Annotated in this window: 14 protein-coding genes; 5 read left to right on the plus strand and 9 right to left on the minus strand. The window is 32.9% G+C overall.

Going from position 1 to position 14,738, the window contains the following annotated elements; translation table 11 throughout:
* The first annotated feature begins 87 nt into the window (after positions 1-87).
* Positions 88-882 (plus strand): DUF2797 domain-containing protein, encoded by a 795-nt coding sequence (locus tag FC091_RS14420; protein ID WP_138434984.1) that lies wholly within the window; start codon positions 88-90, stop codon positions 880-882.
* Positions 883-950: 68 nt separating this feature from the next.
* Positions 951-1,202, plus strand: a complete 252-nt coding sequence (locus FC091_RS14425) for a hypothetical protein (protein WP_138434987.1) — start codon at positions 951-953, stop codon at positions 1,200-1,202.
* 84 nt (positions 1,203-1,286) lie between these two features.
* On the opposite strand, the gene rpsU is transcribed toward FC091_RS14425, so the two are convergent.
* From rpsU to FC091_RS14445, 4 genes are all read right to left on the minus strand, one after another.
* Positions 1,287-1,481, minus strand: a complete 195-nt coding sequence (rpsU, locus tag FC091_RS14430) for a 30S ribosomal protein S21 (RefSeq protein WP_076619898.1) — start codon at positions 1,479-1,481, stop codon at positions 1,287-1,289.
* Between the two features lie 158 nt (positions 1,482-1,639).
* Complete coding sequence (locus tag FC091_RS14435) at positions 1,640-2,503, minus strand: sigma-70 family RNA polymerase sigma factor (RefSeq protein ID WP_076619896.1); 864 nt, start codon at positions 2,501-2,503, stop codon at positions 1,640-1,642.
* A gap of 113 nt (positions 2,504-2,616) precedes the next feature.
* On the minus strand, positions 2,617-5,277 hold the full coding sequence (locus FC091_RS14440) for an AsmA-like C-terminal region-containing protein (protein ID WP_138434989.1): 2,661 nt from the start codon (positions 5,275-5,277) through the stop codon (positions 2,617-2,619).
* A gap of 96 nt (positions 5,278-5,373) precedes the next feature.
* Entirely contained in the window at positions 5,374-6,078 is a 705-nt protein-coding gene (locus FC091_RS14445; protein WP_138434991.1) for a queuosine precursor transporter, read from the minus strand.
* A gap of 71 nt (positions 6,079-6,149) precedes the next feature.
* Between FC091_RS14445 and folK the strand changes: the two genes are divergently transcribed.
* Positions 6,150-7,277, plus strand: a complete 1,128-nt coding sequence (folK, locus tag FC091_RS14450) for a 2-amino-4-hydroxy-6-hydroxymethyldihydropteridine diphosphokinase (RefSeq protein ID WP_138434993.1) — start codon at positions 6,150-6,152, stop codon at positions 7,275-7,277.
* A 45-nt stretch (positions 7,278-7,322) separates the two neighbouring features.
* Here folK and FC091_RS14455 read toward each other — a convergent pair whose 3' ends face one another.
* The 3 genes from FC091_RS14455 to FC091_RS14465 form a co-directional block, all read right to left on the minus strand.
* On the minus strand, positions 7,323-7,979 hold the full coding sequence (locus FC091_RS14455; RefSeq protein WP_138434995.1) for a class I SAM-dependent methyltransferase: 657 nt from the start codon (positions 7,977-7,979) through the stop codon (positions 7,323-7,325).
* On the minus strand, positions 7,979-8,713 hold the full coding sequence (locus FC091_RS14460) for a LytR/AlgR family response regulator transcription factor (RefSeq protein WP_138434997.1): 735 nt from the start codon (positions 8,711-8,713) through the stop codon (positions 7,979-7,981). The genes FC091_RS14455 and FC091_RS14460 overlap by 1 nt, the downstream gene beginning before the upstream one ends.
* 95 nt (positions 8,714-8,808) lie before the next feature.
* On the minus strand, positions 8,809-10,983 hold the full coding sequence (locus tag FC091_RS14465) for a histidine kinase (RefSeq protein ID WP_246035958.1): 2,175 nt from the start codon (positions 10,981-10,983) through the stop codon (positions 8,809-8,811).
* A 210-nt stretch (positions 10,984-11,193) separates the two neighbouring features.
* On the opposite strand from FC091_RS14465, the gene FC091_RS14470 reads away from it, so the two are divergent.
* A complete protein-coding gene (locus tag FC091_RS14470; protein ID WP_138434999.1) occupies positions 11,194-12,225 on the plus strand; it encodes an SIMPL domain-containing protein in 1,032 nt (343 codons plus the stop codon).
* A gap of 5 nt (positions 12,226-12,230) precedes the next feature.
* Positions 12,231-13,397 (plus strand): vWA domain-containing protein, encoded by a 1,167-nt coding sequence (locus tag FC091_RS14475; protein ID WP_138435001.1) that lies wholly within the window; start codon positions 12,231-12,233, stop codon positions 13,395-13,397.
* Between the two features lie 44 nt (positions 13,398-13,441).
* Here the strand turns inward: FC091_RS14475 and FC091_RS14480 are convergent, their stop codons facing one another.
* Together FC091_RS14480 and FC091_RS14485 are read right to left on the minus strand one after the other, a co-directional pair.
* Positions 13,442-14,455: a PorP/SprF family type IX secretion system membrane protein gene (locus FC091_RS14480; RefSeq protein WP_138435003.1), complete on the minus strand. Its 1,014-nt coding sequence runs from the start codon at positions 14,453-14,455 to the stop codon at positions 13,442-13,444.
* Between the two features lie 8 nt (positions 14,456-14,463).
* A partial coding sequence (locus FC091_RS14485; RefSeq protein WP_138435005.1) for a T9SS type B sorting domain-containing protein occupies positions 14,464-14,738 on the minus strand: 275 nt, incomplete at its 5' end.

The raw sequence follows: 14,738 nt of genomic DNA on the forward strand, positions 1-14,738 counted from the left end.
CGAGATTTTTTTCATTTAAATAAATTTAAAGCTTTTTCAAGAATATTCTTAAAAAGGCTTAATGGCTAAAAATAATAAATTTCTTTTATGATTTATACAGGTGTCCTCACTAAAATGCAGACTGAATTTATAGAACCAATTCAATATTATTTGGTGTTTGAGAGTGATTTTATTCACATGAATCAACTCATTAACAAAACTATTGAAATTAAACATGTTGGGTATCAATGTCTGAGTTGTGGACTAGACAAGCCTATTTACAGACAAGGCTTTTGTAAGAGTTGTTTTTTTGATAAACCTATTGCTGGTGATTGGATAATGCGACCTGAACTAAGCACAGCACATTTAGGCAAAGAAGATAGAGATTTAGAATATGAAAAAAAGGTACAACTACAACCACATATCGTATACCTTGCTAACTCTAGCAATGTTAAGGTTGGTGTTACCAGAAAAAGCCAAGTCCCAACGCGTTGGATAGATCAAGGTGCCCATGAAGCTATTGAAATTGTTGAAGTACCAAACCGTTATTTGGCTGGTATTACAGAAGTCGCTTTAAAAGACCATGTTGCAGATAAAACCAATTGGCGAAAAATGCTTAGAAATGATAATGCAGATGAAGATTTAACTGAATGGAGACAACGTTTAAAAACTTATATCCCTGAAGAAGTTAAAGATTACTTTATAGAGAATAATACTGAGACCCATCTTAATTTTCCGGTAGAACATTATCCTGAAAAACCTAAGAGTTTAAATATACAAAAGCGAGTTATTTACTCTGGAAAACTTGTTGGTATCAAAGGACAATACCTCATTTTTGAAGATGATACCGTATTTAACATAAGAGCTAACGAAGGCCTTGTAGTAAACTTAAGCGTTCTGTAAAACAGATTGTTAGGATTGCGTTAAAATTATTTTTGTTTAATTTTTTATTATTAATTTTAAACAAAAAAATGAAGCAGTCACCATTTATTTACATTGCAATCACTACGATACTTTTAATTACCATCACAATTATGTGCGCTATGGATTTCCCTTTTAATTGGGTATTCTACCTTACGGTTATAGGCCAAATTTTAGTTGTTGTTATGGTATATAAAGTATTGACAGACAATTACTCTACAGACAAAACTTTTGAGCATTTTTATGAAGACCGTCCAATTGAGCCAATAGAAGTTAGAGCAGAAAATGAAAATTTTAGATAATCTCTTTTATTTGATTATGGCAATGAAAAAAGAGCAACAATAATTTGTTGCTCTCTTAATATCTTAAAATAAAAAGCTAGAGACTTAGATGTTTTCTGCGTCTCTTAAACTTTGAATATATTCTGCTTTTTGAATCTCTCTTCTTCTCTTAACAGATGGTTTAGTGAAATAACGAGACTCTCTTAAGTTTTGCATTATCTGTACATTTCTGTGCTTACGCTTATAACGCTTAAGAGCTCTTTCTATATTCTCTCCTTCTTTGATTTCTATTTTAATCATCTATCGCTAGTTTTTATTATCTAATTCTTGCAAATGGTCGGCAAATATAGGCTAACTATTTTAAAATAAAAAATTATTTTCCTCAATAATCAACAAATTCATCTTTACCTTTCTAAATTATGCTTTTAGTTGTTTTTTTAAGCAAAAAACCAATGGTATTAGCCCAAGTATGTCTTTAAAATCTTGCTCTTGCTAGCATGTCGCAATCGTCTAATTCCTTTTTCTCTTATTTGTCTTACGCGCTCTCGAGTAAGGTCGTAAATGCTACCTATTTCTTCTAAAGTCATTGGTGGCTGGTTTCCAATACCAAAGTTAAGACGAATAACATCACTCTCCTTTTGGGTTAAGGTTTCTAGTGCTCGCTCTATCTCTGTATTTAAGGATGCACGCATTAGATTTTTATCTGGTCTTGGAGATTCATTCTCGCTTACAACATCATAAAGACTAAAGGTTTCTCCCTCTTTTAGCGGTGCATCCATAGATAAATGACGTCCAGAGTTTTTCATGGATTGTTTTACCTCTCGCGTACTTATATCTAACTCTCTTGCTATTTCTTCAGCATTTGGTGGTCTCTGATGTATTTGCTCTAAGTGCGAAAAAGTTTTGTTTATTTTATTTATAGTACCAATCTTATTTAATGGTAAACGTACAATACGAGATTGCTCAGCTAAGGCTTGAAGTATAGCTTGTCTTATCCACCAAACAGCATAAGAAATAAACTTAAAACCTCTGGTTTCATCAAAACGTTTTGCCGCTTTTACTAAACCTGCATTACCTTCATTAATTAAATCTGGAAGTTTTAATCCTTGATTTTGATATTGTTTTGCAACCGAAACCACAAATCTTAGGTTGGCGGTCGTTAACTTATCTAGGGCATCTTGGTCTCCTTTTTTTATACGTTGCGCTAACTCTACCTCTTCATCCGCCGTAATCAAAGGTATTTTACTTATGTCTTGTAAATATTTGTCTAGGGATTTGTCTTCTCTGTTAGTTACCTGCTTGGTAATCTTAAGTTGCCTCATGTAGTTTTCTAAAATTTTGTGAACCCATATTATAATCAAATAATCTAGATAAACAAGCATTTTGAGGAATAATTAACAGAAACTAATCACAAAAAAGTAGTTTTTACTTAAAATCAGTTCTTTTTTGTAGAATCCGGAGCCTTTTTGTCTTTTTTGTTCTTTTTTCCACCTAAAATATTTCCTAATACATTTCCTACACCTTCTTTTATGGCATCCTTAGGATCTTTCTTAGTGCTATCTGTTTTAACAGTGGTTGAATCTGTTTTTGTGCTATTATTTCCACCTAAAACATTACCTAGAAGATCGTTGATTTTATCCTTACCCTTACCAATCAATTTTTGCTTTTGAATTTCTACTAACTGTTTAGTTAAATTAGAAACACCACTTGTTAAATCTGTAGTAATTGCTGGGCTAGAAAATGTACCTCCAATATTTGCTGTAACAGGAATTGAGATTTTACTAACCTCACCATCATTAATTTGCCCAATTAAGCGATTAACATCGCTACCCAAATATTTGGCTGGTACTTGCAATACCGCACTATAATTCATTGTATTAGTAAAACTATGCGAACCTGAAACCTCAATTGGTATATCCTTATATTTTAACGTAAATGGTTTTACGCTCACTTGTCCGTTTTTAAAACTCAGTTTAGTTTTAATATCTTTTTGAAGCTGATTAAAGTCTATAAAATCTAACTTGCTATCTAAGCCAGACAGCAAAGGACTTTTACTAACATCTACATTAGAAGTCAATATTTCTGCCAAAGCATTACCTGAAATTGTAGCTAAATCTGGTGAGAAGTTTTCATCTAAAAGCCCACTCACATCAATAGTAGAGTTCAATTTTCCTTGCACTACTTTTGCTATTGGAGCCAAAGCCTGTAGCATCTCCAAATCTTTGAATGATTGTGAAATATCAAATTGCTGCATGGCCAATTTCATATCAAATTTTGGCTTCGCTTCTTTAGTATTTACATTACCAGAAATACCTAACTGACCGTTGAATATATCTGTAGTCATATTACTTAAATTGGCATTCTGGTCTTTGATAGATAGTTGTCCTTTGACGTTTTTTAAATTTAAATTATCATAAATAACCGTCTTAGCATTTGCCGTAATGGTGCAATCTAAAAAGTCTGGAATCTTAAGGGATTCTGAATCTGAAGTTGTTTTATTTGATGTTTCTGAAGCAGACTCATCTTCTACCATAAAGTCTGAAATTGCAAACGTATTAGAATTTACATTAAAACTTCCTTGAAGCTTCTTGTCACTCAATAAAAACCCAAGTAGGTTATTAATAGTTCCTGTTGCCGAAAAATCGCTTGTACCTGTTTGTGCATCAAAATTATTGAGGTTTACTGTACCTGGCTTAAAAGTAAGGTTGGCTTTATTTATTTGAATAGGATTTACAATATCTTCAGAAGAAAACACAAAATCTGATATAGACACACTTCCGTTGTTTTTGATACGCTGATAGGCATTGGTTTCAATAGCCTCCATATCAAAAGAGGTGTTGAGTTTTCCTTTTAGTATTCCACTTAACTGATTTTCTAATTCTACAGGATATGCTTTGGTTATATTAGCCAAATTTAAAACTCCATCTAAGTTAGCACTCACCAACATATTACCTGTAAGGTTTTTTATGTGAGCTTCAGACTTAAACACATCTTCATCTATCTTAAAATCTAACTGATCTAAATCTACATAGGTGTCATCAACATTTCCTGTTGTATTCTTTACCGATGCATTAATCATAATATTCCTAACGCTTTTTGGTAAATCTGGATATTTAAATGATGCGTCATCAGACTTCATATTAATGTCTAATGTTGGTATAGTTTCTTCAGAGACTAAACCTTTTATAACACCATTAACCGTGAAATTCCCTGTTGTCTCTACGTTTTCAATATTCTTGGCATAAGCTTCTGGTATTACAGCTAAAAAGTCTTTAAATGATGATTCGGGATTTTTAAATGTAATATTAATCTGCTGCCCTTCTTCTAACAGTTGCACAAACCCTTCAAACTCTAATGGCAATGCATTAATAAAGCCTTTATTTTCTTTGAAGGTGTATTTGTTTTGCTCTAAATCCATTGCAATTAAAGCATCTAATTTTATACTATTATTACTCAAATATTGCGTGCTATCTATGGACATGCTAATTTTTGCTTCGGTTTTGGTATCTAACTCAGAGACTTCACCAGAAAAAACACCTTTACCGTTATGATTAATTTCGGTAGCATACAACTTAGTATTAGTACCCTCATCTATATAAGTAAAAGCACTATTGTTCAGTTCATAGTTTTGAATATCAAAGCTAAAACCAGAAGATTGTTCTTCAGAATCGGGTGCTGTTGAAGCGTCTTCATCTTGTTTTACAATATCATAATTTGTAGTTCCGTTTTTATTGGTTTTTAGGGTTAATAACAATTCATCTGCTATAATTTCATTAACCACCAACGGTTCGTCAGAACCTTTAAACAATTCGCCTATTGGTATTTCAAAAGACAAGGCTTTTGCTGTTGCCAACGTTTCATCCTTAAAAGGTGCTCTATTTACAATTTTAAGATTCTCTACACTAACTTCTGCACTAGGAAAACTAGAAATTAGGCTTAAACTAACATCATCAAAACTTAAATCTGCATCTAAATTTTCATCTGCATAATTCTGAACAATAGCATCTATTTTAGACTCTAAAACAAATGGTACAGCTATAAGAATGGCAATAAATATTAGTAAAATAATTCCGACAATCTTTAAAAATTTCTTCATGGTTGTAGTGTATAGCTTTACTTATTATACGCAAAGTTGCGGAGAATAGTTGTGCTTTTAAGAAACTTTAGCAAGACTTTAATGATTTAATAACAGTTAGGTGAGATCAATCTCTTCGTTAACCTTGAGTTTAAATCGTTTTCTAAAAAGGTACACTCCCAAATACAAGAATGGAGTGTCAAAAAATGCCACTAAGACTTTAAATAAAAATCCACTAATCAATAATCCTTTGAAGCTAGACCATGGCAAAACTTCAAAATAGCATAACAAACTTATTATTGATAATGTATCTACAAACTGTGAGATCCAAGTAGAAAAATTGTTACGCAACCAGAGATGTTTTCCTTTTGTTAAGTTTTTCCAGAAATGATAAATTCTAATATCTACAAATTGAGCAAACAAGTACGCAAACATGCTAGAACCAACTGCTATAATGGTTTTGCTAAATACAAATTTGAAGGTTTCATCATTTAATGGCGAATTATCTAATGCTGGCACACTGTCTGCCGCCAAAATAATACCAACCGAGAATAAGGACGCAAAAATGCCTGCCACAACAACATCATTAGCACGCTTCTTACCATAAATCTCACTAATTAAATCGGTAATTAAAAATGTAATTGGATAAGGCAGGATACCTACCGAAATTTCGAACAATTTGCTACCAAAAACTTCAACATCTACAGGATACCAGTAAAAAAACTTCTGAAAAATAAGGTTAGACACCACCAAAGAGGTTATAAAAAGACTTCCGAGTAAAAGGTAGATGCGTTGGGCTAAAAGTTTGTCTTTTAATGACATTAAAAATGGTTAATAAATTGTTGTAGTAAAGATAAACTATTAATTTTTGTTTTAGTTATTTTGCTAATTCCATGACGGCAAGCAAAACGGTTTACATAGCATTAGGCAGTAACAAAGGTAACAAGCTGCAACACTTGCAACTGGCTATTGATGCTATTTTTAAAAGTGTAGGTACAATCCGTAAAATTTCTAAGATCTATGAAACACCTGCTTTAGGTTTTGAAGGCGATAATTTCTACAATGCTTGTATTAAGGTTGAAACTGAATTAAAACCAAAAAAACTTCTAAGAACACTTAAACAAATTGAGTCTAACTTGGGCAGAAGCATCAAAAAGTCTGACACTTATGAGTCTCGTGAGATTGATTTAGATATTTTGTTCTATGGAGATGAAACCTTTAAAGACACTACTTTAGAAATTCCACATCCTCATTTACATAAACGTAAATTTGTTTTACAACCACTTTGTGATATCGCTAAAGACATAGAACACCCAACTTTAAAAAAGAAAGTATCGGATTTATCTGAAGAATGTGATGACAACTCTGAAATTGAACCTATAAAAATTTGGCTTAAAAACCCAATGAAGCGTTTTAATTTTGGCAACTATAATTTTATAGCTATTGAAGGTAATATTGGTGCAGGCAAAACCAGTTTATCAAACAAAATAGCACAAGATTTTAATGCTAAATTGATATTAGAACGTTTTGCTGACAATCCGTTTTTACCAAAATTTTACAAAGAACCAGAGCGTTATGCTTTTACGCTAGAAATGTCTTTTTTGGCAGATCGTTACCAACAAATTAGTGACGATTTATCGCAGTTAGATCTCTTTAAAGATTTTATGGTAAGCGATTACGATGTACACAAATCACTGATATTTTCTAAAGTCACCTTAGCCGAAGATGAATTTAGATTATACAGAAAATTATTTTACCAAGTCTATAAAGATATTGCTAGACCAGATTTATACGTCTACCTCTACCAAAATACCGAACGTTTACAAGCCAACATAAAAAAGCGTGGTCGTAAATACGAAAAGGAAATACAAGACGAATATCTTGAAAAAATAAATGCAGGCTATCTCAACTTTTTACGAAACCAAACCGAGCTGAACGTAAAAATTATTGATATTTCTGATAAGGATTTTGTGAAAAATCGTGAAGATTATTTGTGGCTACTAAGAGAAATTAGTGCTTAATGTTCTGTCTTCCCAAACTCATTTCAATATTTAGTCTATATAATTTTATAAGGTAAACAAAGTTGTGGTTATTCGACTTTCATTATCTAAAATTACCTCATTTAGCACATTAAATTCCTTCACTTTAAAATTAAAAGGCTCTGCCAACACATCTACTCCGCTATGATGTTTTAATCGGTTTTGGCTATTAGCTATAATATCAATATTCGGTGTAAATTCCCCAACAGGAATATGTTCTGTTAGTATGAGATATTTATAAGCACTTAATTTGTCTAAAATTTGTTGAATCTCTTGGTTAGACAAATGCTGAAGCACTTGCCTAATAATTACACAATCTGCTTTTGGTAAATCATCTTTAGCGATATCCAGACATTTGAAGATTAAATGGCCTGCTTTAAATAATTGCTGGTTTCTTTCTATTAAACCTTCTACGATATCTATAGCAACATATGCTTTTGTAAACGGAACAAGGGTTTTGCCAACATTAAAATCTCCACAACCCAAATCACAAACCGAAAGTTGATTATCATGGGATTTTAAAAAATCGGTTACACTATCAATATAAGGTTGAATAATTTTAGGATTGTGAGAGCCTTCCCCTGAGTAGAAATCTGAATCGTTTCCTCCCCAAAAATGCTGCTCATAAATCTGCACCATAACCGCTTTGGTTGGCCATGGTGTTTTATGTTTTTTAGAGGTCATTATTTAAAATAAGCCAACAATTCAGCCTTTTTAGATGCAGATACCATAATTTCTTTGCCGTTACTTAGAATAACGCTTCCACCTTTTCCTTTTACATACTTTACCACTTCATTTACATTAACCAAATAACTTTTATGAACTCTAGCAAAATTGCCATCTTTAAGACTTTCTTCAATATATTTTAAAGTCTTACTTACCAACTTTTTCTTATTGTTATTGAGGTAGATTTCGGTGTAGTTATCATCAGCTTTGCAATACATAATATCTGCTGTTTCTATAACTTCAAAACCATCTTGTTGTGGCAAGGTTATTTTTCCATTTACAGCATTAGTTTTTGGTACTAAAACTTGGTCTTGTAGTGCTTCTTCTTTAGATTTTATTTCGGTAACATAATCAACCGCTTTTATAAGTTCATCAATAGAAATTGGTTTCATTAAGTAGTACGATGCATGTGCATTTAAAGCTTCAATAGCATAATGATTATAAGCTGTAACAAAAATGGTTTCAAAATCTATATGACCAACTTTATCTAATAAATCGAACGCATTACCATATGGCATTTCTACATCTAAAAAGACTACGTCTAAATCGTTATTTCTAATCAGCACCAAAGCTTCTTCTACATTAGCAGCTTCGCCTACAATTGAAATATTTGGGCAGTATTTGTTGAGATAATTTCGCAGAATAGCTCTACTGGTTTCTTCGTCTTCTACTAGTATTGCGTTTAGTTTCATGTTATACTTCCTGCGAAAGCAGGAATCTTTTTTAGTTTAACTTCCTTACTTAATGACTTCGACAAGCTCAGTCTGACAACCCAAAATAGAATGCATTAATCTTTTTTTAAAGTCACCACAACTTTGGTACCTGCATCTTCTTCAGTTTGTTGAAAATCTTCAATCGTTACATCTACCTTGTCTTTGTACATTTCGTTTAAAATTGCCACACGCTTCTTAATGTTGTTCATCCCTTTAGAATTCTGCTTTTTCTGATTCTCGGTCTTCATTTGTTTAGAACGTGTTCTGCCTATTCCGTCGTCTGAAATGGTAATTGTAATTTCGTCTTTTGACTTTGGTTTTATAGAAATGTTTAGATGTCCTTTTTCTTTCTTGTAACGCAGACCATGCCATACTGCATTTTCGATATAAGGTTGCAGTAACATTGGTGGAATTTGAAATTCATCGACATTTATACTCTCGTCTACATCTATAGAATACTCAAACTTATCTTGAAATCTAAAATGTTCTAGTTTAGTGTACAGCTGAAGCAATTCGACTTCCTTTTTTAGTGGAATAAAATCTTCTTCACTATTCTCTAAAACAGCACGCATTAACTGCGAAAAATCAGATAAATATTTGTTTGCTGTACGCTCATCGTTAGTGGCAATAAAACTATTCACAGAGTTTAAGGCATTAAAAATAAAGTGTGGATTCATCTGGCTTCTCAAAGATTTTAACGCCAAAAGATTATTTGCCAAACGTTGTTGCTTAATGTATTTATACATTAAAAATCCTGTAATTAGAAACAACACTAATCCGCCAAGTAAGGAATAAATGATTAACTGCTGACGTTTGTTGCGCTCTTGGGTAAGCTCGTACTTGCTTTTAGATAAGGCTCTATCGCTTTCTAAAGATGTAATTCTGTTTTGCTGTTCTGCTATATTACGGCTAAAACGCGCTGCTTGGGATATTTCTTGAACCTTCTTAGCATACAATTCGTCAACAGTATTTTTATATTCATTTAGCCACTTAAGCCCTTCTTCTGCATCACCAGCATCAATTAAAGCTTCGGATAGCTTTCTGGTCGCATCTTTTTTTACGTCTAAGTCTTCCTTTTTATCAGCCTCTTCAATACTCTTTTTAAATGATGGAATGGCATTATCTAAATCATTATTTAGCAAATAAGCATTACCTAGTTTATAATTTTGTTTTTGTGATGTTAACGGACTCTCATTAGGTAACACAGAGTCTTTTTCTATGTCTTCAAGTGTTTCCAGAACATTTTTTCTGAGTTCAATTTCACTATCGTATTCTCTATTTAAACTATTGAACTCAGCAACTTTAACCTGCTCCTCAACAGCACGTTTTTTGTTTTCTTTTTTTGCTAACTTAAGTGAATTGCTATAGAAACCTTTTGCTTTTTCAACTTCACCTTTTGCATTATACGCTTGTGCAATTTTTGAGTTTAAATCTGTAACCTTTGGAGCTATTAAGTGTTTCTTTGCAATCTCTAATCCCTTTTCATAAGAGCTTATGGCTTCTTGTGTATTTTTTAATTTTAAGTAAGCATCACCTAGACCTTCATACAACACTGTTTTTTCGTAGTTAGATAAGTCTTTTTCATTAAGGCTTTTATAAGTATCTATACTTTTTTGATACTCTTCATTCTTAGTATAGGCATCAGCTAATTTGAGTTTAGCAGAAGCCATTTCAAAATTCTGGAGGCTTACTTTATACGCAGATATAGCAAGATCATATTGTTTCCAATGAACATAAACATCTCCCAAAAGCTTATGTGCCTCTGCACTTTGTCTTGATGACACATTATAATTAAGTGCATCGCCAATAAATTTTATACTCTTTGCGGCATCTTTCTTTAAGTACGCATCTGCTGAATCAATCATTTGGTTAAATTGCCTTACAACATCATCTGATCTAGCACTTTTATAACGTCCTCTGTTTTGTTCTTCTACCAATATGGTAATCCGTTCGTCACTTAAAACAGTGTAGCGTACAGTTTCAAAATCATCATGCATTACGGTAAGCTCATCGCCTACTCTTGCTTTAACAACAAATTTCCCAAAGATATCTGTACGCGTATACCTACCATTATTCACTTGAATACTTACATCATCTATTGGCTCTCTTGTGTCTTTTAAATAAACCGAACCTCGTACTGTAAAAAACGCTTCGTCATTTTTATGTTGAGTGCGATTACTCTGCCCAAAACTCAAAAGTGTAAATAGGAAGAAAAATATAAGATTATATGTATGACTAATTTTTATCAAAATAAGGTATTAACAGGACTAACTTACATACTTTATTTGGTACCAAAAAATGGGTACTTCAATTTTATAGTCTTTTAAGTAGAAAAATATTAGGGTTAACTCATTTAAGATTTCACTTCACTCATTAACTAACCTCCTTTACTCATTCTAGATTTTTATTTCTCTTTTTTTAGCAGAGTTTTACTGCTCATTAATCAAAATAAATTCAAAATGAAAAAATTTAATCTGGCAGTTCTGCTCCTCTTTTTATTGGCTAACTCTATAACTGCACAACACAAAGGAAACTACAACCAAATTACACAAGACATTTCTAGACAAAATATTTTAACCTCAGGAAATGCCAACATTTACAACCCAACGGTTCAGCATCAGATGAACAAAACACTTCATCCAAGTGATGTGCTTACCATAGATGTAAAAGCATTACAAAATGTGAGCGCTTCAACGTACACAGCCATTTTCAATTTATCTCAAATCGGTGAAACCGCAGAATCTACTAATGCTCTCATGAAAGAGCGAATAGACAACATCAAAACCAGATTAAACACTCTCGGAATTACCGAAAAAGACTTTGCTATTGATGTTATTTCCTTCGTACCTGTGTACGAGGTAGAAGTCACAAAAAAGCTATTCAGTAAAACGTACACTGAAGTACCAAAAGGCTTTGAATTGCAACAAAACATTCATATTCAATTTACTAAAACCAGTCAATTCGAAGGCATTCTGGAAGCTTGTGCCAAGAGTGAAGTTTACAACTTAGTTAAGGTTGATTATTTTATTGAAAATATTCAGGAAGTTTATAAAAATCTTCAAGACCAATTATTGAAACTCATTGCAGATAAAAAAGCGTATTATACAACACTAGGCTTTGACATGGCTAACTACGACGTTAAAATTGCAGATGATAAGTACTGTTATTTTCCAAAAGATTTCTACCAAAGTTACCAAGCCTACAACAGTGTTTCTTTTGAAGCCTTAAAGACCAACAAGGGTGTTAGCAGCGCCAAAAAGCAAACGTCTTATTATTACCAACCACTGACTTATGAGCAGTATGATATTGTGGTAAATCCATCAATATTAGAACCTGTTGTTCAAATAGGCATGAACATAAAACTTTTCTACACGCCAAAGCCTAAAGAGCAAAAACCACAAACTATTACAAAAACCGAAATTGACCATAAATACTATGTGATTTCGCCTAATGGCACTATAGATGTAAAAGAATTAAACACAAAAAATTAATAACTATGAAAGCAATAACAAAACCATTTGCTGTAATGATGGGAATACTATCCCTTACTGCTTGCAATGCAAACACAAAACAAAATCAGCAAGATCTCGCTATCAATCAAACAGTGATTGAAACGAATTTAAAAACCGACAAACCAGAAATTAAAGTCGCATTATTACTAGACACCAGTAATAGTATGGATGGCCTAATTGACCAAGCTAAAGCGCAATTATGGGAAATTGTAAACGAACTTTCTTATGCCAAATGCGAGGAGCAAAACCCTAATCTTAAAATTGCGCTTTATGAATATGGTAACGACAACCTCAATGCTGATGAAGGGTATTTAAGACAAGTACTTGCTTTTAGTGATGATTTGGATGAAATATCAAAATCCCTTTTCTCATTAACTACTAAAGGCGGTAATGAGTACTGTGGCAAAGTAATTAAAACAGCTTTAGATCAACTTAATTGGGGAGATAAGAAAGAGGACTTAAAATTAATTTTTATAGCAGGAAATGAACCTTACACGCAAGGTACTGTTAGTTACAAAGAAGCCTCTAAACTTGCACATCAGAAAGACGTAACCGTTAACACTATTTTTTGTGGTGACTATAATCAAGGGATTTCAGGTTTTTGGAAGGATGGTGCAGATCTAACTCATGGCGATTACATGGCTATTAACCATAACAAAGCAACAATACATGTAGCATCGCCTTACGATGATAAAATTTTAGAACTCAATGAGAAACTAAACAAAACGTATGTCGCTTATGGATACTTAGGAAGACAAAAAATGGAAACGCAGGCAGAACAAGATCTTAATGCTATGAGTTACAACAAAGCTAATGCCGTAAGTAGAACTGTGAGTAAAAGTTCAAGACTTTATAAAAATAGCTCATGGGATTTAGTTGATGCAGAAAAAGAAGCTGATTTTTCCTATGAAGATTTAGATGAAAAACAATTACCTGAAGAATTAAAAGGAAAATCTAAAGATGAAATAAAATCTTATATTGAAAAGAAAAGAGTTGAGCGCGAAAAGCTTCAAAAAGAAATAGCAGAATTAAATGTGAAACGTAAAACATACATCGCTAAAAATTCGGACGATAAAAAAAATGGTTTAGAAAATGCTATGGTAAACGCTATAAAAACCCAAGCAAAAAACAAAAACTATGTCTGGGAATAGCACATAACAAAAAAGGCTCGATTAAAAACCGAGCCTTTTTTGTTTTAGTTAATTGCCGGACAATTACACTCAAACTTCTCTCGTTTACAATTAAAGTTGTAACCTAAAGTTATTTGATGAAAACCACCTGTATTAAAGTTTACTGTATTTGCTTGGTATGAATATGTATAAGCAAACACAAAATTGTTATAATCAACACCAATAAAAGGCGTGATATATTGTAGCTTTTGACTACTCACACCTGAACCGTCTACAAACTCAGCACCATCTAAGCTACGTCTATAAGATAATCCACCCCAAATTTTACCAAAATCCATTTCTCGATAAACCTTAGCGTTAACATCTATTGAAGATTCTTCAGTAGCATCTCTATACATGTACATTATTGAAGGTTCATAGCTCCAATCGCTTCCATATTTACTAAACGTATAACCTGTAGAAAATAAGTACGTTCTTAAGTTTCTAAATTCCCACTGATCGCCATTACGATTCCAGTTAATACCATCGTTTTCTAAAATATTCTTTGCAGTAAAATGCGCATAAAAATCTAAGAAATGGTAAGAAAAACCAGCATCTATATTAAAGTTCGTAGCTGTTCCGCTTGTTGCCAACGGATCAAATTGATCACCAGGACCTAGCCACTCACTTGCATCTACTTTATATTGTAAAAAACCAGCATTAATACCAAATGACAACATATTTAAGTCTATTTCATTTCTAGAAAACATTAAATGATACGCAAAACTTGCATATCCACCTAATGTAGAATGGTATCCATTAGAATCATTGAATAGAATTCCACCAATTCCAACAGGTGTATCGCCAACTCTACCATTAATACTTAATGTCTGCAGACTCGGTGCATCATCAACACCAAACCACTGTTGTCTAGCTGTTAATCTAACTTTAGCACAATTAGCAACACCAGCCATAGAAGGATGTATTAAATAGTAATTATCTGTTAAATAATCAGAATAAATCGGAACACCTTCTTGAGCAAAACTAAAATTTGCCATTAAGACTGTAAATGCTACTAAACAAAACTTTTTTAATCTCATAATTTCTTTTATCGTTTCAAGGTAAAATGGGCTTTAAACTCTTTTATCTGGTTGGTCAGGGGCTCTAGGTACTCTACCGTGAACCAGTAGTCGCTCGATGGCATGTTGTTGCCGTTGAACGTCCCGTCCCATCCCTGGCCTTGCGGGCTGATCTGTTTGAGCAGTTTCCCGTAGCGGTCAAATATATAAATTTTGGCAGTACTTCCAATGCCTTCTATGTTCCATGTTTCATGGATGCCATCTCCGTTGGGCGTAAAGTACTTTGGGTAATCCACCACAAAAA

This window comes from Winogradskyella algicola, from assembly GCF_005869935.1.
GTDB lineage: Bacteria > Bacteroidota > Bacteroidia > Flavobacteriales > Flavobacteriaceae > Winogradskyella > Winogradskyella algicola.